This is a genomic window from Dactylosporangium sp. CS-033363, assembly GCF_050942475.1.
Taxonomy (GTDB): domain Bacteria; phylum Actinomycetota; class Actinomycetes; order Mycobacteriales; family Micromonosporaceae; genus Dactylosporangium.
This window is the reverse complement of the sequence record NZ_CP192032.1, coordinates 1,580,564-1,601,910: the sequence shown is the minus strand read 5'-3', so window position 1 is coordinate 1,601,910 and position 21,347 is coordinate 1,580,564. Positions and strand designations below refer to the sequence as shown.

The following is a 21,347-nucleotide window of genomic DNA, read 5'->3' as shown; positions in this document are numbered from 1 at the left end:
GACTGGATGCTGGAGGAAGAGCGCAAGTATCTGGCCGACGACGGGTTCACGATGCCCGACCTCGGCGCCGCCGGGTGGGTGAGCGCGCGGGAGCCGGAGACGCTGCGGGCGACCTACTACGACACTCCGGAGCGGCTGCTTGCCCGCCACGGGGTCTCGCTGCGGTACCGCAAGAGCGATGCCGTCCCGAAGGAGTGGACGGTGAAGCTGCCGTCCTCGCGGGCGGGGGTGCGCCACGAGTACTCCCAGCCGTCGCGGGGCTCCGGCGTGGTGCCCACGCAGCTGCTCGACCTCGTCACCGCCTACCGGCGCGGGCGCAAGCTCGCCCCGGCCGCGATCCTGCGCACCGTGCGCACCGTCTACGAGGTGGCCGACGCCGACGGCCGCCTGCTGGCGGAGGTCGCCGACGACGAGGTGAGCGTGTACTGGGGCCGCGACGTCGCGCTGCGCTTCCGCGAGATCGAGGTGGAGCGGGCCGAGGGCAGCCGTGACCTGCTCGACCGCATCGAGGAGCTGCTGCTGGACGCGGGCGCCCGGGCGGGCGAGTTCGTGCCCAAGCACGTGCGCGCGATGGAGGCGTACGCGCCGCTGGACGAGCCGGTGCTGGCCGCGCCCGCGCGCAAGCGCACCGTCTACGCGGGCGACGTGGTCGCCGAGGCGATCCGCCGCGACGTGACGCGGATCTTCAAGCACGACCCGTTCGCGCGGCTGCGCGAGACGATGCCCAACGGCGACACCCCGGTGCACCAGATGCGGGTCGGCACCCGCCGCCTGCGCAGCGACCTGCAGACCTTCCAGGCGCTGCTGGACCCGCACTGGACGGCCGGCCTGCGCGAGGAGCTGGCGTGGCTGGCGGGCGCGCTCGGCGGCGCCCGCGACCTGGAGGTGCTGCGGGAGCGGCTGCACGACACGGCCGCCGCCGACCCGCTGGTGCCGGCCGACCCGCGCTCGGTCGCGCGCATCGACGCCGCGCTGGCCGCCCGGCAGGACGTGGCGCTGCGGGAGCTGGACGAGGCGCTGCATTCGCGGCGCTACGTCAAGCTCCTCGACGCCCTCGTCGGCGCGGTGGAGGAGCCCCGCCTCGCGCCGCCGGCCTGGGAGCGGGCCGAGGACGTGCTGCCGGGCATCGTCCAGCGGCCCTGGCGGCGCCTGGTGGAGGGCGGTGGCGGCGTCGTCGGCGCCGGCGAGCTGACCCCGGATCTGCCCGACGACGACTGGCACGAGGTCCGCAAGCGGGCCAAGCGGGCCCGCTACGCCGCCGACGCGGTCTCCGCGGTCGTCGGCCCGGAGGCGCGGCTGCTGGCCAAGGCGATCGGGCGGGCGCAGGGAGTGCTCGGCGAGCACCAGGACGCGGCGATCGCCGCGGATGCGTGGCTGGCGGCGGCCGCGGCCGAGCCGCGCGACCATGAGCTCGCGGTGACGGCGGGCCGGCTCTTCGAGCGCGAGCGGGCCGCGGTGACGCAGGCCCGGGCGGACTTCCCGGCTGTGTGGGCGGCCGTCATGGAGGATAAGAACATCGCATGGCTGAAGTGAACTCGGTCGTCCGCGCGGCGGGCGGGGTGGTGTGGCGGCGGTCCGCCGGTGGTGTCACGGAGATCGTGCTGGTGCACCGGCCGCGGTACAACGACTGGTCGCTGCCGAAGGGAAAACTCGATCCGGGCGAGCACGAGCTGACCGCGGCGGTGCGGGAGGTCTTCGAGGAGACCTCGGTCGAGGCGGTGCCGCAGGTGCGGCTGCCGTCCGTGCGGTACCTGACCGGCGAGCCGGGCGTGGAGAAGGGCGTGGACTTCTGGTCGATGCGCGCGGTCGCGTGGGCGCCGCGCCCGGCCGACCACGAGATCGAGGAGGCCCGGTGGGTCGCCGCGACGGACGCGCACACGCTGCTGAGCTACGCGCACGACCGGGGCGTCGTGCGGGCGTTTCTCGACGTGCCGCCGGTGACCGGGGTCGTCGCGCTGGTACGGCACGCGAAGGCCGGCAAACGCAAGGAGTGGAAGGGCCCGGACGGGCAGCGGCCCCTGGAACCGAGCGGGGAACGCGACGCGCGGGCCCTCAGCGGCCTGCTGACGCTCTTGCGGCCGGACCGGGTGGTCTCGGCCACCCCCCTGCGCTGCCGGCAGACGGTGGAGCCGCTGGGCCTGCCCGTGGCACTCGAGCCGGCCTTCGACGAGGAGGCCGAGCCGGGCCCGGCCGCGGAGGCGCTGGCGGTGATGGCGCGTCGTGGGGGTACAACCGTGGTCTGCAGCCAGGGAAAACTCATGCCGCCGCTGCTGTCGGCGCTCACCCACCGGGGAGACGTCAACTTCCACACCCGCAAAGGCGCCGGTTGGGTGCTGTGTTTCGCCGGCGGGCAAATCGTCGGCCGGGATCGCATCGCGCCGGTGTCGCTGCGATAGCGCGCAAACAGTGAAAGGGCGGCCCCGCGATCGCGGGGCCGCCCTTTTCGTTTGCCTGAGTTACTTGGCGGCGGCCTTCTTGGCCGGCGCCTTCTTCGCGGCGGTGGTGGTCTTGGCGGCGGCCGTGGTGGCCGTCGTCGTCTTGCGGGCCGTGGTGGACGCCGCAGCGCGCGTCGTCTTGGCGGCCGTCTTCTTCGCCGGAGCGGTCTTGGTGGCGGCCTTGGCCGGGGCGGTCTTGGTGGCGGTGGCCTTGGCCGCAGTGGCCTTCGCCGTCGTCGCCTTCGCCGTGGTGGCCTTTGCGGTCGTCGCCTTCGCCGTGGTCGTCTTGGCGGCGGTCGTCTTCTTCGCGGCAGCGGCGACCTTCGGCACCTTGCCGCTGGCGACCATCTCACGGAAGCTGGCGCCCGCGCGGAACGCGGGAACCGACGTCTTCTTCACCTTCACCGCTTCGCCGGTGCGCGGGTTGCGGGCGGTTCTCGCACCGCGAATGCGCTTCTCGAAGACGCCGAAGCCGGTGATGGCAACCTTGTCGCCCTTGGTCACGGCGGCCTGGATCTCGGCCAGCACCGCGTCCAGCGCCGCGTTCGCCGACTTCTTGTCGCCCAGGCGAGCGCTGAGCGCCTCGATGAGCTCGGCCTTGTTCACGTTTCCTCCCGTACCAGAAATGAAGTCCCTGTGGGCAAGGTATCCCAACGCACACAGGATACAAACATATGACGGAAAAGAAATCGTTGTGGAGTAACGGATTCGGCCGAAGGCTCATCGAGACGCCCTGCGGGGGCTAGTGAACGACGGGTGTCCACTCCGGACGGCCTTGTTCGAAGGCGGTGATAGCGTCCGCATGGCGAAGGGTGAGGCCGATGTCATCGAGGCCTTCCAGCAACCGCCAACGACTGAAATCGTCCAGCGGGAAGTCCCATTCGTCGGCACCCGCACGCAACTGGCGAGCCTGGAGGTCGACCGTTACCTCGAGCTTCGGGTCGGCCTCGATCGCAGCCCACAGTTTTTCGATGTTTTCGCTCCCGAGCTCGACCGGGAGCAGGCCGCCCTTGAGCGCGTTTCCCCGGAAGATGTCGCCGAAACGCGGCGCGACGACGGCGCGGAATCCGTAGTCCTGCAAAGCCCAAACAGCGTGCTCACGCGATGAGCCGGTGCCGAACTCGGGGCCGGTGACGAGGATCGAGGCGCCCTCGTACACGGGATTGTTGAGCACGAATTCCGGGTCCGAGCGCCAGGCGTTGAACAGTCCGTCGGCGAACCCGGTGCGGGTGACGCGCTTGAGGTAGACGGCGGGGATGATCTGGTCGGTGTCCACGTTGGACCGGCGCAGCGGAACTGCCGTACCGGTGTGGACGGTGAACTTCTCCATGAGTGTCCGTGTCCCTTTTAGTTCAGGTCGGCAGGGGCGGCGAGATGACCGGCGACGGCGGTCGCCGCGGCGACCGGAGGCGAAACCAGGTGGGTGCGGCCACCGCGGCCCTGGCGGCCCTCGAAGTTGCGGTTGGAAGTCGAGGCGGAGCGCTCGCCGGGCTTCAGTGTGTCGGGATTCATACCGAGACACATGGAGCAGCCCGCGAAGCGCCACTCCGCACCGGCCTCCGTGAAGACCTTGTCGAGGCCCTCCTCCTCCGCGGCCGCGCGCACGGACGCGGAGCCGGGCACCACGAGCATGCGGACGCTCTCGGAGACCCGGCGGCCGCGCAGCACGTCGGCCGCGGCGCGCAGGTCCTCGAGCCGGCCGTTGGTGCACGAGCCGAGGAAGACCACGTCGATCGCGACGTCGCGCAGCGCGGTGCCGGGGGTCAGCGCCATGTACTCCAGCGCCTTCTCCGCCGCGACGCGCTCGGCGTTCTCGGTGAAGTCGTCCGGGCTGGGCACGAAACCGCCGAGCGGCGCGCCCTGGCCGGGGTTGGTGCCCCAGGTGACGAACGGGGTCAGCTGGGAGATGTCCAGCGTCACCTCGGTGTCGAACTTGGCGCCGTCGTCGGTGCGCAGGCTCGCCCAGTACTCCTTGGCCCGGTCCCAGTCGGCACCCTTCGGCGCGTACTCGCGGCCCTCGATGTAGGCGAACGTCGTCTCGTCCGGCGCGATCATGCCGGCCTTGGCGCCCCACTCGATCGACATGTTGGAGATGGTCATCCGACCCTCCATGGACAGCTTCTCGATCGCGGAGCCGCGGTACTCCACCACGTGCCCGCGCCCGCCGCCCGTGCCCACCTGGCTGATGAGCGCCAGCACCAGGTCCTTGGCGGTCACGCCGGGGCCGAGTTCGCCGACCACGTTGACCGCCATGGTGCGCGGACGCGCCTGCGACAGGGTCTGGGTGGCGAGGACGTGCTCGACCTCGGAGGTGCCGATGCCGAACGCGAGGGCGCCGAACGCGCCGTGCGTGGAGGTGTGCGAGTCGCCGCACACGATCGTCATGCCCGGCTGGGACAGGCCCAGCTGCGGTCCCATTACGTGGACAACACCCTGCTGGGCGTCGCCCAGCGAGTGCACGCGGATGCCGAACTCCTCGGTGTTGCGCCGCAGCGTCTCGATCTGCGTGCGGGAGACCGGGTCGCTGATGGTCAGCAGGTTGTCGGTCGGCGTGTTGTGGTCCTCGGTCGCGATGGTCAGCTCCGGCCGGCGCACCGGGCGGCCGGACATGCGCAGGCCGTCGAACGCCTGCGGGCTGGTGACCTCGTGCACGAGATGCAGGTCGATGTAGAGCAGGTCCGGCTCACCGGCGGCGGACCGCACGACGTGCGCGTCCCACACCTTCTCCGCCAGCGTTCGCGGCTGCTGTTGTGCTTCTCCCACCATCTGGACATCCTAAAATTTGGGAGGTATGTTTCGGTCTGTGGGACACAGTATGAGCGGTGTCGGCGTGCTCGACAAGGCGGTCGTCATCCTCGCGGCCTGCGTCGACGGCGCCAGCCTGGCGGAATTGGTGGAGCGGACGAAGCTTCCGCGCGCCACCGCGCACCGTCTGGCCCAGGCATTGGAGATCCACCGCTTGCTGGTCCGCGACGCCCAGGGACGCTGGCGCCCGGGCCCACGCCTCGGGGAGCTCGCCAACGCCGCGCCCGACGTCCTGCTGACCGCCGCGGAGCCGATGCTGACCGCGCTGCGCGACGCGACGGGTGAGAGTGCGCAGTTGTACCTCCGTCGCGCCGACGAGCGCCTGTGCGTGGCCGCGGCCGAGCGCGCCAGCGGTCTGCGCGACACCGTGCCGATCGGCGCCGTGCTGCCGATGACAGCGGGCTCGGCCGCGCAGGTCCTCCTCGCGTGGGAGCCGCCCGAGGCCGTGATGCCGCTCCTGCCGCGGTGCAAGTTCACCGGGCGCACCCTCGCGGAGGTGCGGCGGCGGGGCTGGGCCCAGAGCGTGGCCGAGCGCGAGCCGGGCGTGGCGAGCGTGTCCGCGCCGATCCGGGACCGGACGGGGCGGGTCATCGCGGCGATCAGCGTTTCCGGCCCCATAGAGCGTCTGGGGCGGCGACCGGGCGATCGGCACGCGATGGCCGTGGTTCGGGCGGGACAGCGGCTGTCGGGGCTCTAGAGGCCATTTGCGCGGCGATCGGCTCGGCACTGGGGTGCCGGGCCGATTGTGCGTTTGCGGCGGCGCCACCCCATGCGGCCCGCGGCCCGTTGCGCGCCCACCCCGACGTGGCGCAGGCGGGCGCCCGGTCCGCACACGCGGGCGCCCGGTCCGCACTGGACTACGCACGCCTGGGCACCGAGCTGGACCCGGCACGCGCGGACGCCGCGCCGGCCGCGGACTCCGCACGCCTGGGCGCCGAGCCGGACCCGGCACGCACGGACGCCTGGCCGGGACGCGGGTTGCTCGGGCGCCCAGCCTGACCCGGACCCGCCTGCCTGGGCGGCGTGCCAGACATGGCACGCGCGGACGCCTGGCCGGGACCTGGGACGCTCGGGCGCTCAGCCTGACCCGGACCTCGCGTGCCTGGGCGCCGGGCCAGACCTGACGCGTGTGGAGGCAGGCCCGGGGTCTGAGACGCGCGGACGCCTCGCTGGACCCCGCACGCTTGGGCGCCGGGCCGGACCTGGCACGCGCAGGCGCTTGGCCTGATTCGGCCCCGGCGCCGACCGATCGGTCGCAGGGTTGCGCGCCGCGCGGACGCGCCTACGATCGGCGGGGCGTGCCGCGCGGAGTTTTCCGGTGTACCGCCGCGGGCGCGTCTTGTATCGGCGAATCCGGGGCGCGGTCCCGGAGCGCCTCAGCTGGAAGGAACGCCAGTGCCCGATTCGACCACGCCAGCGAGCCCCGAGCCGGACGGCTCGGCGGGCCTCCACGCCTCCCCCTCGTCCGGCACGCCGTCGTCCCCGCCGAGCTCAGGCGGCCCCGGCGGCCCGGACGCGCCCGACTCCCCCACCACGCCGCAGGACCCTCAGCTTCCGCCGCCGGCCCCGGCCCCGTCGTCGGGCGGCACCGGCCGCGGCGGCTGCATGTCGCTGATCGTGGCCCTCGTCGTGTTCATCGCGGCGATCCTGGGCATCGCGACGCAGCTGTAGCGGCATCCCGGACGCGACCGCGCGCTGCCACGGCCGGCCAACCGCCGCGGCAGCGCTCCGGCCGCCGGCCCGTCGCGGGCGCGCGACCGCGCGCAGCCTCAGATGCCCGGCGCTGTGCTTCACAGCCGGGACGCCGATCTGGACGAAAGCGTCGAATCCCACGAGCGTTGCGCGGGGCGGCCGGGCTCGATCGGGCCCGGAAACGCAAACAGCCGCTGCGAGGTCTGGCGCCTCGAAGCGGCTGGACATGCGCTGTAGCCCCGACCGGATTCGAACCGGCGCTACCGCCTTGAGAGGGCGGCGTCCTGGGCCGCTAGACGACGGGGCCCCAGTACTTGCCTTGCGTGCTGACGTGCGGTGGAACACTACAGCACCGCGATCTTGCTGCGGTGCTGGGGTACCAGGACTCGAACCTAGACTAACTGAGCCAGAATCAGTCGGGCTGCCAATTACCCCATACCCCATTGGCGCTTACCGCGCCGAAAGAGAACTTTACCGGAGGTCCCCTTCCACGCCAAATCGGTTGTCGCCAACACGCCTATTCCAAGGTCAGAACCTTGTTGGTGAGCGCGCCGACTCCCTCGATCGAGACCACGACCTCGTCGCCGTGGGCCATCGGGGACACGCCGGCCGGGGTGCCGGTGAGGATCACGTCACCGGGCAGCAGCGTCATCACATGTGACACATACGACACAAGGGTCGGCACGTCGAACACCATGTCCTTGGTCCGGCCGAGCTGGCGGACCTCCTCGTTGACCTCGCAGCGCACCTCGACGTCGCTGACGTCCACGCCGGTCACGATCCACGGCCCGATCGGGCAGAACGAGTCGAAGCCCTTGGCCCGGGTGAACTGGACGTCCTTGCGCTGCAGATCGCGCGCGGTCACGTCGTTCGCGCAGGTGTACCCGAAGATCGCCGCCGCCGCGCCCGCGCGGTCCACGCGGCGGGCGCCGGTGACGCCGATGACGACGGCCAGCTCGGCCTCGTGCTCGACCTGCTGCGACTGCGGCGGAATCCGGATCGCATCGTTGGGACCGATCACGGACGTGGAGGGCTTGAGAAAGAGCAGCGGCTCCTTCGGGACGTCGTTGCCGAGCTCGGCCGCGTGGTCGGCGTAGTTCCGCCCGACGCACACCACCTTGCTGGGCAGAATGGGCGAGAGCAGCCGCACATCGGCGACGGCCCAGCGCTGGCCGGTGAAGCGGAGCTCCCCGAAGGGGTGACCGTCGATCTCGGCGACGGTGAGCCCGGCCATTCCGGCCGACGGCTCACCCTCCACGACCCCGAACGACATGCCACTGCTGTGGGCGAAACGAGCGATACGCACGCCAGGAAATCTACCCCCCGCTCCCGCGCGGCCTCCACGAACGCGTGCCGCACCGCTCTGGTCGCGTCCGCGCGCTACGCCCCGAACACGTGGCGCTCGACGAAGGCGTTGCGGAAGGTCCCTGCCGGGTCCAGCCGCGCGGCGAGCGCGGCGAAGTCGCCCCCGCGCGGATACCCGGGAGCGTTCCGGAACACCTTGCCCCAGTGCGGGCGCGGCGCGAACGGCGCGAGGACCTCCTCGAGCGCGTCAACCGCCCGAAGAGCAAGATCATCATTTGGTACCCACGTGAAGTGCAGCGCCACACTGTCGCGCTCGTAATGCGGGCTGAGCCAGAGCCGGTCCGCCGCGATCGTGCGGATCTCGGAGATCTGCAGCGCCGGCACGACCACGTCGCGGACCTGCTCGACGGCCGCGAACGCCGCCACCGCGTCTGCGCGCGCCACGAAGTACTCCGTCTGCAGCTCCTCGCCGCTGCTCGGCGTGAACTCGAGCTTGAAGTGGGGCAGCCGCTCGTGCCAGGGCCCGGGCGCGCCGCCCTGCTCGGTGCAGTGCTCCGCCGACATGACGGCGATCGGGTGCCGCTTCCCGCCCGCCGGCACCGCCCCGAACAGCTCCGCGGGCGCGGGCGCGGGCGCGTCCTCGTCCCGCCGCTTGATCCACACCTGGTCCACGGTGTCGCCGTGCCAGCCGGTGAACAGGCTGACGCTGTACCCCGCGGACGCGATCTCCTCCCAGTGCGCATCCAGCTCCGCGCGCGGGAGCCGCTCGTAGACGTGCTGGCTCACGCGGTAGGCGGGCTGGATGTCCAGCGCGACCCGCACGACGAGGCCGAGCGCCCCGAGGGCGACCACGGCCCCGTCGAAGTCCGCGTCCCCGCGCCGCAGCGAGACGAGCTCACCCCCGCCGGAGACGATGTCCACGGCCGAGATCGCGGTGGCGAGGTTGCCCAGCCCGACGCCCGACCCGTGCGTCCCGGTCGCGACTGCGCCGGCGACGGAGATGTGCGGCAGCGACCCGAGGTTGTGCAGCGCGTACCCCTCGGCGTCCAACCGGCGCGCCAGCTCCCCGTACCGCACCCCGCCCGCGACGCTGACCGTCCGCGCGTCGGCGTCGATCCGGATGTCGGCGGGCAGCCCGGCCACGCTGACGAGATCGGCGGGCGTGTCCGCGATCGTGTTGAACGAGTGCCCGGTCCCGAGCGCGCGGACGCGTTCCGCGCCGGCCACGACCTCCTGCACCTGCTTCACGCTGCGCGGGCGATGCACCCGGGCCGCTCCGAACTCGATGTTCCCCGCCCAGTTACGCAGCCGCTCGCCCACTTTGCCGCCTCCCAGCCTCACGAGCCCGGTACTGCCCGCCACGGTAGCGACCCCGGCTCCCCCGCGCCTCCGCGCGTCAGGCCCCAGCCCGGCTCCGCACGCCGTGCCCACGCCGCTCCCGCACAGTGCCGTGCCCATGACGCTCAGGTGCCGTGCCGTGCCGCTCCCGCACAGTGCCGTGCCCGTGCCGCTCCCGCGCAGTGCCGCTCCCGCACAGTGCCGCGCCAACGCCGCTCCCGCGCGGTGCTGTGCCCGTGCCGCGCCACACGTGCAATGCCTCAAGTCCGCGACCGAAATGCGCCAGGCAGCGGATCACCGGTACAGGCCGTGCCAGGCGGCGCCCTACCTCCTGGCCACACCGCGGCAAGCGGCCGCCTACGTCTCGGCCGTGCCGTGCCAGGCGGCGCTACCTCCGTGGCAGGTCGCGCCCCACGTTCGTGGCAGGTCGCGCCCCACGTTCGTGGCAGGTCGCGCCCCACGTTCGTGGCAGGTCGCGCCGTACGTCCCGGGGCAGGTCGCCCCGCATCCGGGGCAGGTCGTGCGAGATGGCGCGGGCGGCCGAGACGCTCACCCTCCTCGGCCCCGCGCCGACAGCAACGCCGACCGGCGCCGATGAGCAGCGCGCGGACGCGTCGCGATCAGGCGGACCGGTTGAGGAACTGCAGCATCTGCTGGATCTCGGCGGTCCGCGACTCGTCGATGCGCTTGGCCAGGTCGAGGGCCCCCGGGTTGACGCCCGAGCCCGTCTCCATCCGTGCGATCTCGATGGCGTTGTGCTGGTGGGCGATGAGCAGGTTGAGGAACTTGGTCTCGAAGTCGCGCCCGGACGCGGACTGCAGCGCCTTGAGGTCGTCCGGATTGGCGCCGTGCGCGCCGCCGTGACCCGCGTGCGCGGACGCGTCGGCGGCGGGCGGGCTCCCCCACGTCTCGAGCCAGACCTGCATGGTCTTGAGCTCGTCGGTCTCCGTGACGTCGATCGCGGCCGCGAGGGTGCGCACGTCCTCGCGCTCGGCCTTCGACCGGGCCAGGCGCACCATCTCCAGGGCCTGGCCGTGGTGGGCGACCATCATCTGGCTGAACATGACGTCGGTGTCGTTGAAGACGCGCTGCTGGGTGCCTGCGGGGGCGGGCTGGGCCGGGACGGCGGCGCAGCCCGCCAGCAGGAACGCCGCGAGCAGGAACGCGATGCGTTTCATGGGTCTCCCTGCGCGGGGGCGGCGCCCCGGTGGGACGGGACGCCGCCTTTCTCAGCGGTACCGGACGGTCAGACGCGCTGCCACAGGGCCGGGACGTTGGGCGGCTCCCAGCCGGCAATGGCGGTGTGCGCCTGGCGGCACTGGTACGTCACGCCGTTGTAGGTGACGCGGTCGCCGACCTTGTACGCGGTGCCGGCGGCCCAGGTGGTGGTGCCCGACGGCGGCGGCGTGGTCGGGCTGGTGGTCGGCGTCGGGCTCGGACGCGTCGGCGTCGGCGACGGCTGCGTGGGCGTCGGCGTCGGGTTTCCGCCGCTGCCGACCTGCAGGTCGACGCACGAGTAGAACGCGTTGCCGGTGTCGGCGATGTTCCACCGGGCCAGCACCAGAATGCGCCCGGTGCGGCCGCCCAGGTTGACCGTGTGGGAGACGGTCGCGTCGGGCTGACGGCCTCCGCCGTCGATGTTGGCGATGCGGGTGCCGCCCACGAAGTACTCGAAGTTCGTCGTGGCGTGGCGGGCGGTGAACACCCAGTTGAAGGTGACGGTGTTGCCGACCGACGTGGCCGGCCAACCCTTGTTCGGGTCGTCGAGCTGCGAGAAGCGGCTGTTGCCGCCGCTGCAGAGCATCGAGCCCTTGGGCGCCTCGACGCTCTGCGGCTCGTAGACGATTTCGCCGCAGTTGGCCACGCGGCCCTGCGCACACATCGCCTGACGACTCGGTGGTGACGAGATGTACCCGTGCGCGGACGCGGAGGACGCCGTTCCCACAAGGGCGGCGGCCGTCGCGGCCAGCGTCAGGGGTACCGCAGCGATCGCTTTACGCATCCAATCGCTCCTTCCAGCGGTGGGGGTGATGCCGCTCAATGTAAAGGAAGCATTGTTAACAGTAAATAACCTTTATGAATATCGGTCAATGGAGCGCTCTCACTTGAGGTAGGGTTCAGCGCTCCTTAAGGCGTCCGCGCGCGGGCCCCCACCCGGGCGGGTGAGATTGCTTCCGCGCATCGCGGTCAGAGCCGGTGGCGAGCCCGCCCGGCTCGCACCCGGACCCGCGAGGAGACGTCATGCCCTTCATCACCACGTCCGACGGCACCCAGATCTTCTACAAGGACTGGGGCTCGGGCCGCCCCGTCGTGTTCAGCCACGGCTGGCCGCTCAACGCCGACGCCTGGGACAACCAGATGATGCTGCTCGCGTCGCGGGGCTACCGCGCGGTCGCGCACGACCGCCGCGGCCACGGCCGCTCGACGCAGACGTGGCAGGGCAACGACATGGACACCTACGCCGACGATCTCGCGGAGGTGATGGACCATCTCGGGCTCACCGACGCGGTCGTGATCGGCCACTCCACCGGGGGCGGTGAGATCACGCGGTACCTCGGGCGGCACGGCACGTCGCGCGTCTCCAAGGCGGTGCTCGTGGGCGCGATCCCGCCGCTGATGCTCAAGACCGAGACCAACCCGGAGGGCACCCCGCGCTCCGTGTTCGACGAGATGCGCACCGCCCTGGCCGCCGACCGCGCGCAGTTCTACCGCGACCTGAGCGGCCCGTTCTACGGCGCCAACCGGCCCGGCAGCAAGATCTCCGACGGCCTGCGCGAGCAGTTCTGGCGGCTGAGCATGCAGGTGGGGCTCAAGGCCGCGTACGACTGCATCCGCGTGTTCTCCGAGACCGACTTCACCGAGGACCTGCAGCGCATCGACATCCCGGTGTTCGTGGCCCAGGGCGACGACGACCAGATCGTCCCGATCCAGGCGGCGTCGCTCAAGTCCGTGCGACTGCTCAAGAACGCGAGCCTGAAGCTGTACCCGGGCGCGCCGCACGGCATCAGCGGCGACTACGAGGCGGCCTTCAACGCCGATCTGCTGGCGTTCATCCAGGACTGACCTCGGATCGCCTGGCTGAGCACGCGACGCCGGCCGCACGCTGGGGACACCGGCCTCAGCACGTTCGGCGCCGACGATCCTTGGATGCGCGGCCGAGCGCGTGAGGTGCAGCACCGCGAAGCGCCGCGGCCGTAGTCGATCCACCGTCTCCGCCGGCCGCACCGTCGCGTCACGCAGCCGCACCGTCGTTCCGCTTGGCCGCATCGTCGCTCCGCTGACCGCACCCGTCGCGCGGGAGCGGGCGCGACTTGGACAACCCGGCCGAGCGCTGGTTGCCTGGCGTCATGGATGACGTGATCGTGCTCGGCGCCGGCGTTTGTCGGACTCACGTGCGCGGTGCGGCTGCTCGAGGCCGGCGCGCGGGTGCGGGTCGTCTCGGCCGATGCGCCCGGCCGCTCCGTGTCCCGGCTGGCGGCGGCGGTGTGGTACCCGACGCGCACCGATGCCGATGCGCGGGTGCTGGCGTGGGCGCACCGGACGTACGACGAAATGATGGCCCAGGCCGTGAACGGTGTGCCCGGCGTGGCGGCCCGTCCCACCCGGATGGTGGTGCGCCACGGCGTGACCGAGACGCCGTGGTGGGCCGCCGCCGTGCCCGGCTTCTCGGCGCATCCGGGCGGCCACGACTCTGACCCGGACCGTGATCCGGGCCGCGGCGAGTGGCGGTTCACCGTGCCGTCGGCCGAGATGGAGACGTACCTTCCGTGGCTCGCCGAACGCGTCCGCGCCCTCGGCGGCCACCTCACGCTCGGGCGCGTCGAGCGGCTCGCCGACCTGGACGGGCGGGCCGGCACGGTGGTCAACGCGACCGGGCTCGCCGCCCGCGTCCTCGCCGGCGACCCGACCGTCTTCCCGGCCCGAGGGCAGGTCGTGGTCGTGGCCAACCCGGGCCTGGAGACGTCGGTGCGGGACGAGGAGCACCCGGACGGCATGACGTACGTCCACCCGCGCGCACGCGACGTGGTGCTCGGCGGGACCTTCCAGCCCGGCGACTGGAACGAGGCTCCCGACCCGGCCACGACGGCGGCCATCCTGCGCCGCTGCGCGGACCTGGTGCCCGAGCTGGCGGGCGCGCGGCCGCTGCGGGAGGCGGCCGGACTGCGCCCCGCGCGGGAGGGCGGGCCGCGGCTCGAGGCGGACCCCGAGCCGCTCCCGCGCGGCACTCGCGTCGTGCACTGCTACGGCCACGGCGGGGCCGGCGTCACGCTGTCCTGGGGCTGCGCCGACGAGGTCACCAGCCTCGTGCGGTAGCGCGGCTCAGGCGTCGCGGGTCTTGAACAGGAACGCCGCGACGGCCAGCAGCAACACCGTCCACCCCGAGAAGACCGCGTACCCCTCCCACGGCGACAGCAGCGCGTCCGCCGGCACCGTCTGCTCGAAGACCAGCTGTCCCGCGTTGGTCGGCATCCACGCGTTCACGTGGGCTCCCCAGCTCCCCGGCAGCAGCGAGGTCAGCTGGGACACGATGAGGATGAGGCCGAGCACGGCCGTGATGGCGCCCGCGGTGTGCCGGACGATCGCGCCCAGGGCGAGCGAGAACAGCCCGAGCATCGCCGTGTACAGCCCGGCGCCGATCACGGCGCGCGCGACGCCCGGATCGCCGAGGGAGACCGTGACGTGCGAGGACAGGATCAACTTGCCCGCGAAGAACGCGCCGAACGACAGCACCTCGCCGACGCCCAGCATGAGCGCCGCGAAGACCAGGACCTTCGCGACGAGCACGGTCAGGCGGCGCGGTTGCGCCTGGAGGGTGGAGCGGATCATGCCGGTGGTGTACTCCGCGGAGATCACCATCACCCCGAGCACCGCGACCACGAGCTGCGCGATGAACAGCGGCTGCGACAGGATCAGATCGAGCGGGTGCTCTGCCAGGTAGCTCTGACTGCCGGAGCCGGCCGTGTCCCACTGGCGCATCACCGCCCACGCGATGATCGACATGAGCCCGATCGCGATGCCCGCCATGGCCACCAGCGACCACACGGTCGAGCGCACCGTGCGCAGCTTCGTCCACTCCGAGCGCAGCATGCCGGACAGTCCGGCGCGTGGCAGTACAAGATCGGTCATCGCTTCTCTCCCGGCACGGCCGCGTGGTACTCCACGCTGTCCTTGGTCAGTTCCATGAACGCCTGCTCCAGGGAGGCCTGCAGCGGCGCGAGTTCGTGCAGCCGGACGCCGCCGTCGAAGGCGAGGTCGCCCACGCGCGGGAGCGGCAGCTCGGTGATCAGCAGCGCACCGTCGGGCTCGGGCGCGACCTTGCCGCCCGCGGCGGTGACGAGCTCGACGAGCCTTGCGGGTTCGGGCGTCCGCGCGCGCACCGCGAGTGACGAGTTCCGGTCGATGAACTCCCGCACCGTGCAGTCCGCGATGAGCCGGCCGCGGCCGATCACGAGCAGGTGGTCCGCGGTGTGCTCCATCTCGGACATGAGGTGGCTGGAGACGAGCACCGTGCGGCCCTCGGACGCGAGGGAGCGCATCAGGTTGCGGATCCACAGGATGCCCTCGGGGTCGAGGCCGTTGACCGGCTCGTCGAACATGAGCACCTTCGGGTCGCCGAGCAGGGCGGTGGCGATGCCGAGCCGCTGTCCCATGCCGAGCGAGAAGCCCTTCGAGCGCTTCCGCGCGACGCCGGTGAGCCCGACCATCTCGAGCACCTCGCCGACGCGCCGCCGCGGCAGGTTGTTGCTCTGGGCCAGGCAGAGCAGGTGGTTGTACGCGCTGCGCCCGCCGTGGATGGCCTTCGCGTCCAGCAGCGCGCCGACCTCGCGCATCGGGCTGTCGAGGGCCGCGAACGCGCGCCCGTTGACCGTGACGGTGCCCTCGGTCGGCGCGTCCAGGCCCAGGATCATGCGCATCGTGGTCGACTTGCCGGCTCCGTTCGGGCCGAGGAAGCCCGTGACCTGGCCGGGCCGGACCGTGAACGACAGCCGGTCGACGGCCACGCGCTCGCCGTACCGCTTCGTGAGGCCGACAGCCTCGATCATGATGTGTCCCCTCCGCTGCGACTGGCTCGGGCGCGTCCGCGCGGTCGCGTCGTCCAGGCAGGACGACCGGCGCCGACGCGGCGTCCGAGCCGAGGCGCCCCCGCGCGGGCGCGCCGTCGCAGCGAAGGTAAGGCGATGTTGCTGTGGCGAGGCTAAGAGGAGCTGTGACGCCCCTCAGCCACGGGTGTACGTCAGGTCGAAGTCCTTGGCCCACTTGAGGCCGTCCTTGGACATCTCCCAGTACGCGTCGATGCGCTTGCCGTCCTGGGCGATGGCGCCGGTGAAGCGCTGGTTGAAGCCCTCGGCCGCCCGCCAGATGCGCCACGTGCCGCCGTCGACGTCCATGCCGTACACGCGCAGGACGCCGCGGCGGTCGGAGTACAGCATCGTGAAGGTCCGGCTGCCGTCGTCGAAGCCGATCACGGATGTCGTCGGAAAGGGCGAGTTGTCGATCCACTCACGCGGCACGTCCTCGCCGGGCGGATCCGCGTCCGCGCGCTGGACGAGGAACTCCCCGTCGTCCGCCCACGCGAAGCTCGCCCACCCGCGCATCGTGACCTTGCCGTTCACGGTGGCGACGGTGTCCCACATGCCGAGCAGGGACCCTAAACGCCGCCGTACCTCGCTCATCGCCACTCCCAGGAGAGTTCCCGCCAGAACATGAACCCGACTTATACACCAGCCGGGCTCGGCCGGGTTCCTCCCGGCGGTCAGTCGGCGACGGCCTCCAGGAGCCCCTCGCACTCGGCGATCAGGCGCTCGCGCAGCGGGACGGACCGCTCGGCGAAGGCTCGCTGGGCCTCGATGTAGCGGGCACGGCCCTCGGGGGTCTCGATGCGCACCGGGTCGTAGCCGAGGTCAGCCAGGTCGTACGGCGAGGCCCGCATGTCGAGCGTCCGCACGTCGCGCGCGAGCTCGAAGCAGTCGGCGATCAGCTCGGCGGGCACGAGCGGTGACAGCTTGTACGCGTGCTTGTACAGGTCCATGTTCGCGTGCAGACAGCCCGGCTGCTCGTTGGCCGTCTGGCTCTCCCGGGTCGGCTGCAGCAGGTTCAGCGGCCGCGCGGGCGCGGTGTAGAACCGGAACGCGTCGAAGTGGCTGCACCGGATCCGGCTCGCCTCGACCACGGCGTCGGTCCCGGCCGGCCCCAGGCGCAGTGGCCAGGCGTTGTGGCGCAGCTCGTCCTGCGTCTGGCGGTACACCATGGCCCACTCGTGCAACCCGAAGCACCCCAGGTGCGGCGTCCGCGCGGCCGTCGCCACGAGCAGGTCGCGGATCCACGCGATCGCGTCCGCGCGGCGGGCCGGCACCGTCGCCGCCTCCGCGCCCGAGCCCTCCAGTTCGACGCCCGCGCCCGGGTGCCAGCGGCGCAGCTGCGCGGGCCGGTACGAGTAGTACGTGAACAGGAAGTCCTCGACCGGATGCTTGCGCCCGAGCCGGCGGCGCGCGAGGTGCGGCTGGATCCACGCGTCCACGCGCGCCTCGTGAGCGGCGCGGCGGGCCTCCCAGGTCGGCCGGTCGAGAACGGTGAGCTGCACCGGACAAGTTTACGGAGGGGTAGCGTCGGTGCCATGCGCAAGCTCGCCGCTCTGCTGCTCGCCTGCACGCTACCCCTCGCCGCCTGCTCGAACGCGCCCGGAGACTCGGCGCAGCCCGCGCCCGCGCGGCCGGGTCCTTCGGGCTCGAACAGCTCCTCCGCCGCGCCGGGGCTCGGGGCGCCGACCCGGGTCAAGGTCGAGGTGCCCTCCGGCCTCGCGGCCGCGCCGTTCAACCAGGACCGGTACCTCCAGCTGCCCGCCGGCTGGACCGCGTCCGTCTACGCGCGGGTGGACAAGGCCCGGTTCATGGCCTTGACGCCGAGCGGCGATCTGCTCGTGTCCCAGCCGGGCGCCGGAAAGGTGCAGCTCGTGCGCGCGGGCGCGGTGTCGGAGTTCGCGACCGGGCTGCGCCAGCCCCACGACATGGTGTTCGCGCCGGTCAACGGCCAGATGTTCCTGTTCATCGCCGAATCGAACCGCGTCGTGCGGTACCCGTACAGCAACGGCGACACAAAGGCGCACGACGGCCAGGTCGTCGTGGACGGGCTGCCCGACACCAGCACGCCCGAGCTGCGCGGCGCCTACGCGCACGTCCTCAAGAACATCGCCGTGCACGGTGACACGCTGTACGTCTCGATCGCCTCCACCTGCAACGCCTGCGTCTCCGACACCGAGAGCGACCCGCAGCGCGCCACGATCTACACGTACGCCGCGAGCGGGAAGAACACGTCGCGGCACCTGCTTGCGCGCGGTATCCGCAACGCCGAGGGCCTCGCCTTCCGCCCCGGCACCGACGAGCTGTGGATCGTGGTCAACAACCGCGACAACACCCTCGTCCCGGACGACCGCGACGTCGACGGCGACGGCAAGTCCGACAAGGGCAAGCGCATGCCCGAGTTCGTCGACGACTACCCGCCGGAGGAGTTCATCAAGGTCCGCGACGGCGGCTTCTACGGCTGGCCGTTCTGCAACCCGAACAGCGACAACGGCCTGCGCAACATGGGCTTCCTGCGCGACTACGAGCTCAACCGCGACGGCTCGAAGGCCGACTGCACCAAGGCCGACCCGATCGATCTCGGCCTGCCCCCGCACAGCGCACCCCTCGGCCTGACCTTCTTCAACGGCGCGGCGATCGTGCCGCTGCACGGCTCCTGGAACCGCACGAAGCCCGCCGGCTACAAGGTCCTCTACATCCCGTGGACGGCGAGCGGCCCGGGCGACCCGGTGGACCTGGCGACCGGCTTCGTGGGCGCCGACGGCAAGTGGTGGGGCCGCCCGGTCGACGCCGCGGTCGACACCGACGGGACGCTCCTCATCAGTGACGACGGCAGCGGTACCGTCCTGCGCCTGACGCCCCCGCGCGCCGGCTGACCCTCTGCTCGTCGGCCGCTGCTCATACACGTACGCACGTCATCGGACGCGAGGCCTCAAGTCCGCGCTTCGGGGATTTGAGGCCTCGCGTCCGCGCGTCAGGGGACGTGTCGGTCGCTTGGCATGGGTGGGGCGATGCGGGCCGGGCTGCCGTCGGCGTTGTGGAAGGTCACGCCGAGTGGTCCATTGTGGACCGTGAGTTCACCCGCGGCGGTCACGCTCACGTCGAGTTCGCCGTCGGCGACCTTGAGGCCGCGGACGCGGTACGCGCCGACGGGGGACGGGGCCAGCGGGGCGAACGTGATACGGCCGCCCGGCACGTCCACGTCCAGGCCGAGCAGTGCGGTCAGCATCGCCGGGGCGACGGCTGCGGCCCAGGCCTGGGGGCGGCATGCGGACGGGTACGGGGTGGGGAGGTCGTCCCCGCCGTACAGCTCCGGCAGCCGGTATTCGAACCGCTCCGCCGCGTCGAGCAGCGCGGTGATGACCGCCGCCGCCTCCGCGCGGTGGCCGTCGCGTACCAGCCCGAGCAGTGCGATCGCGTTGTCGTGCGGCCAGACTGAGCCGACGTGGTAGGACAGGAAGTCGTATCCGGCCGAGGCCGGCGACACCGTGCGGATGCCGAACGGTGAACGCAACCCCGCCAGCCGCGCGGCCACGGCGGCGCTCTCATCCGGGGCGAGGAGGCCGGTTCCGAGCAGGTGCCCCATGTTGGACGCCACCAGGTCGACTCGGGCTCCGTCGCCGTCGAGGGCGATCGCCGGATATCCGTCGGGACACCAGAACGCCGCTCGGAAGCGTTCGGCGAGCTGGTCGGCCCATGCTCGCCAGCGCTTCGCCTCCTCCAGGCCACTGTTTGCCGGTTCTGGGCCCGCCGCCGCGTCCGAGCGCCGCGGCGTTGCGCCGGGTGTGCTCGCGTCCGAGCCGCCAGCCGTCTCCGAGAACCACGCGTCCAGGCCGCGCAGTCCGGCGGCCAGGCTCTGCGTGTCCGGACCACCGGTGACGATCGCGTCCGCGCGCTGCCCACTCGCGTCTGCTGGGGGCAAGTCCGCGAGTGCTTTGTGAGGGTCGATCGACGCGTCTTGTGAAGCAGTGGAACCGTCGGGCGTCGCGGCGAACGCGTCGTGCAGGGCGGAGGACGCGACGTGCGGGGCGGAGGACGCGACGTGCGCGGCGGAGGACGGGTTATGTGCGGCGACCGACGCGTCGCGTGAAGCGGTGGACACGTCGTGCGGGGCGGTGGGTGCGTCGTGTGAGGCAGTGGATGTGGCGGGTGGGGTGTTGGGCTCGGCGGCATTGCCGGAGAACTGTTCGAGGAGCCAGGCGGCGTCGAGGGCGGCTCGGTAGGCGTACGCCTGCACCTCGCTCAAGGCGATCGGGCCCCGCGCGGGTCGGCCGTCCGCGTGTTGGATGGCCTCGTCCGAGTCCTTCCAGCCCTGGTTGGTCAGGCCGGGGCCGTCGGTGTGGTGGGCGACGAAGCCGTCGTGGGCGGTGAGCCACGCCAGGGCGCGGCGGACGTTCGGGAGCAGGGAGCGGACGGTTGCGGCGGGCAGGCCCCAGCGGTACGCCTCGGTGAGGGTGGTTACGAACAGCGGGGTGGCGTCGATCGTGCCGTAGTAGACCGGGGGGAAGCTCGGGGCCGCGTCCGCGCGGCGGAGTTCGTGGAGGATTCGGCCCGGCTCCTCCTCCGTTACCGGGTCGTGCTTGGTGCCCTGGCGGGCCGCTAGGGCGCGGAGGGTGCCCGCGGCGACGTCGTGGCCCAGGGGAAGAGCAAGGCGGGCGGTCCAGAGGGCGTCGCGGCCGAAGAGGGTCAGGTACCAGGGGCTGCCGGCGGCGTAGTACGCGTCCGCGCCGTCGGTGCGGCGGAGGGCGTCGAGGTCCTGGACGCCGGAGCGTACGAGGGCGTCGAGGCGGCGGTCGTCGGCGGTGACCCTCAGGGCGCTGAAGCGCTTGGGCCTTGCGATCGGTGGAATGTCGGTGCGGGTGATGCGGAGTTCGGCGGACCAACTGCCGCGCGGGGGTACCACCGCCTGCCAGGTCAGGGACGCCTCCGCGCGGGCCGGAGACGGCGGGGCGTCCGCAGGGCCGGCGATGGTCTCGGCGCGCGGGGGCGTCTGCGCTGCAACGGCGGCCGGCGGAGTCGTTTGGATGCGAACTGACATGCCGTCCGAGGACAGCCAATCGATGGTGCCCTCAGCGCCGGCAAAACCCGAGCCAGCCGCGTGGCCAGGGTCAGCCACGTCGGCGGAATCGCGCGCCGGGCCCAGCTCGGTGGCGCGGACGCCGCCTCCGAGGCCCGGGTCAGCCACGTCGGCGGAATCGCGCGCCAGGCCCAGCTCGGTGGCGCGGACGCCGCCTCCGAGGCCCGAGTCGGCCACGTCGGAGGAATCGCGTGCCGGGCCCGGACCTTCCGCACGGCCGGCGCGTACGTCGCCCAGGGCGGTGAAGTCGGTCGCCGCCCGCACCGCGACGGTGACCGCGATCGGGGCGTTCGAGGCGTTGGACAGCGTGATGGTCTCCGTCCCGCCCGTCGGTTCGGCCAGGCGGCGGCGTTGAACCGTCAGGCCCGGCACCTCGCCCACGGCCGAGAACACGGCCGAGAACACCGCCGAGAACACCGCCGACGACGCGCCCGTGCGGCGGGCGGTCAGCGTGGTGGGTTCGGTTTCGTTCAGGGTCAGGTGCCAGCGCGACAGGAGGCGGCGGTCCTCGACGTACAGGCCGTCGGCGCCGGCGGTCAGGAGGCCGGACGGGCGGGACAGCCAGGTGGCGGGGGCGGCTACGCAGGTGAGGTGGTCGTGGAGGTACGGCTGGGGCAT

Annotated in this window: 19 protein-coding genes and 2 tRNA genes; 7 read left to right on the top strand and 14 right to left on the bottom strand. The window is 72.3% G+C overall.

What is annotated here, in order from left to right; translation table 11 throughout:
• Window positions 1–6 precede the first annotated feature (6 nt).
• Together ACQPZ4_RS07325 and ACQPZ4_RS07320 are read left to right on the top strand one after the other, a co-directional pair.
• Window positions 7–1,533 carry a CHAD domain-containing protein gene (locus ACQPZ4_RS07325; protein WP_433057379.1) on the top strand — a complete coding sequence of 509 codons (1,527 nt, stop codon included), beginning with the start codon at window positions 7–9 and terminating at the stop codon, window positions 1,531–1,533.
• On the top strand, window positions 1,521–2,396 hold the full coding sequence (locus ACQPZ4_RS07320) for an NUDIX hydrolase (protein ID WP_433057378.1): 876 nt from the start codon (window positions 1,521–1,523) through the stop codon (window positions 2,394–2,396). The genes ACQPZ4_RS07325 and ACQPZ4_RS07320 overlap by 13 nt, the downstream gene beginning before the upstream one ends.
• A gap of 60 nt (window positions 2,397–2,456) precedes the next feature.
• Here the strand turns inward: ACQPZ4_RS07320 and ACQPZ4_RS07315 are convergent, their stop codons facing one another.
• The 3 genes from ACQPZ4_RS07315 to leuC all read right to left on the bottom strand — a co-directional run bounded on the left by ACQPZ4_RS07315 (window position 2,457) and on the right by leuC (window position 5,201).
• On the bottom strand, window positions 2,457–3,041 hold the full coding sequence (locus tag ACQPZ4_RS07315; RefSeq protein WP_433057377.1) for an HU family DNA-binding protein: 585 nt from the start codon (window positions 3,039–3,041) through the stop codon (window positions 2,457–2,459).
• 136 nt (window positions 3,042–3,177) lie between these two features.
• Entirely contained in the window at window positions 3,178–3,765 is a 588-nt protein-coding gene (leuD, locus tag ACQPZ4_RS07310) for a 3-isopropylmalate dehydratase small subunit (protein WP_433057376.1), read from the bottom strand.
• Between the two features lie 17 nt (window positions 3,766–3,782).
• Window positions 3,783–5,201, bottom strand: coding sequence for a 3-isopropylmalate dehydratase large subunit (gene leuC / locus ACQPZ4_RS07305; RefSeq protein WP_433057375.1), 1,419 nt, complete (start codon window positions 5,199–5,201; stop codon window positions 3,783–3,785).
• Between the two features lie 49 nt (window positions 5,202–5,250).
• On the opposite strand from leuC, the gene ACQPZ4_RS07300 reads away from it, so the two are divergent.
• Together ACQPZ4_RS07300 and ACQPZ4_RS07295 are read left to right on the top strand one after the other, a co-directional pair.
• Window positions 5,251–5,937: an IclR family transcriptional regulator gene (locus ACQPZ4_RS07300; RefSeq protein ID WP_223101757.1), complete on the top strand. Its 687-nt coding sequence runs from the start codon at window positions 5,251–5,253 to the stop codon at window positions 5,935–5,937.
• A gap of 698 nt (window positions 5,938–6,635) precedes the next feature.
• A complete protein-coding gene (locus tag ACQPZ4_RS07295; protein WP_433057374.1) occupies window positions 6,636–6,911 on the top strand; it encodes a hypothetical protein in 276 nt (91 codons plus the stop codon).
• A gap of 255 nt (window positions 6,912–7,166) precedes the next feature.
• On the opposite strand, the gene ACQPZ4_RS07290 is transcribed toward ACQPZ4_RS07295, so the two are convergent.
• The 6 genes from ACQPZ4_RS07290 to ACQPZ4_RS07265 form a co-directional block, all read right to left on the bottom strand.
• Window positions 7,167–7,239, bottom strand: a tRNA-Glu gene (locus ACQPZ4_RS07290).
• Between the two features lie 64 nt (window positions 7,240–7,303).
• A tRNA-Gln gene (locus ACQPZ4_RS07285) sits at window positions 7,304–7,375 on the bottom strand.
• 74 nt (window positions 7,376–7,449) lie between these two features.
• Window positions 7,450–8,238, bottom strand: coding sequence for a fumarylacetoacetate hydrolase family protein (locus tag ACQPZ4_RS07280; protein WP_433057373.1), 789 nt, complete (start codon window positions 8,236–8,238; stop codon window positions 7,450–7,452).
• 74 nt (window positions 8,239–8,312) lie between these two features.
• A complete protein-coding gene (locus tag ACQPZ4_RS07275) occupies window positions 8,313–9,557 on the bottom strand; it encodes an FAD-binding protein (protein ID WP_433066336.1) in 1,245 nt (414 codons plus the stop codon).
• Window positions 9,558–10,195: 638 nt separating this feature from the next.
• Window positions 10,196–10,753, bottom strand: a complete 558-nt coding sequence (locus tag ACQPZ4_RS07270) for a DUF305 domain-containing protein (protein ID WP_433057372.1) — start codon at window positions 10,751–10,753, stop codon at window positions 10,196–10,198.
• Window positions 10,754–10,821: 68 nt separating this feature from the next.
• Window positions 10,822–11,577 carry a lytic polysaccharide monooxygenase gene (locus ACQPZ4_RS07265; RefSeq protein WP_433057371.1) on the bottom strand — a complete coding sequence of 252 codons (756 nt, stop codon included), beginning with the start codon at window positions 11,575–11,577 and terminating at the stop codon, window positions 10,822–10,824.
• A gap of 239 nt (window positions 11,578–11,816) precedes the next feature.
• Between ACQPZ4_RS07265 and ACQPZ4_RS07260 the strand changes: the two genes are divergently transcribed.
• Window positions 11,817–12,638, top strand: coding sequence for an alpha/beta fold hydrolase (locus tag ACQPZ4_RS07260; protein ID WP_433057370.1), 822 nt, complete (start codon window positions 11,817–11,819; stop codon window positions 12,636–12,638).
• A 336-nt stretch (window positions 12,639–12,974) separates the two neighbouring features.
• The gene (locus ACQPZ4_RS07255; protein WP_433057369.1) at window positions 12,975–13,889 is read left to right on the top strand and encodes an FAD-dependent oxidoreductase; all 915 of its coding nucleotides are present in this window, start codon (window positions 12,975–12,977) and stop codon (window positions 13,887–13,889) included.
• 6 nt (window positions 13,890–13,895) lie between these two features.
• Here the strand turns inward: ACQPZ4_RS07255 and ACQPZ4_RS07250 are convergent, their stop codons facing one another.
• From ACQPZ4_RS07250 to ACQPZ4_RS07235, 4 genes are all read right to left on the bottom strand, one after another.
• On the bottom strand, window positions 13,896–14,702 hold the full coding sequence (locus ACQPZ4_RS07250) for an ABC transporter permease (RefSeq protein ID WP_433057368.1): 807 nt from the start codon (window positions 14,700–14,702) through the stop codon (window positions 13,896–13,898).
• The gene (locus ACQPZ4_RS07245; protein WP_433057367.1) at window positions 14,699–15,619 is read right to left on the bottom strand and encodes an ABC transporter ATP-binding protein; all 921 of its coding nucleotides are present in this window, start codon (window positions 15,617–15,619) and stop codon (window positions 14,699–14,701) included. The genes ACQPZ4_RS07250 and ACQPZ4_RS07245 overlap by 4 nt, the downstream gene beginning before the upstream one ends.
• Window positions 15,620–15,793: 174 nt before the next feature.
• Window positions 15,794–16,210, bottom strand: a complete 417-nt coding sequence (locus tag ACQPZ4_RS07240; RefSeq protein WP_433057366.1) for a hypothetical protein — start codon at window positions 16,208–16,210, stop codon at window positions 15,794–15,796.
• Window positions 16,211–16,329: 119 nt separating this feature from the next.
• The gene (locus tag ACQPZ4_RS07235) at window positions 16,330–17,157 is read right to left on the bottom strand and encodes a 3-methyladenine DNA glycosylase (protein WP_433057365.1); all 828 of its coding nucleotides are present in this window, start codon (window positions 17,155–17,157) and stop codon (window positions 16,330–16,332) included.
• 33 nt (window positions 17,158–17,190) lie between these two features.
• On the opposite strand from ACQPZ4_RS07235, the gene ACQPZ4_RS07230 reads away from it, so the two are divergent.
• Window positions 17,191–18,528 (top strand): PQQ-dependent sugar dehydrogenase, encoded by a 1,338-nt coding sequence (locus tag ACQPZ4_RS07230; protein WP_433057364.1) that lies wholly within the window; start codon window positions 17,191–17,193, stop codon window positions 18,526–18,528.
• A 98-nt stretch (window positions 18,529–18,626) separates the two neighbouring features.
• Here ACQPZ4_RS07230 and ACQPZ4_RS07225 read toward each other — a convergent pair whose 3' ends face one another.
• Window positions 18,627–21,347, bottom strand: coding sequence for a glycogen debranching N-terminal domain-containing protein (locus ACQPZ4_RS07225; RefSeq protein ID WP_433057363.1), 2,721 nt, complete (start codon window positions 21,345–21,347; stop codon window positions 18,627–18,629).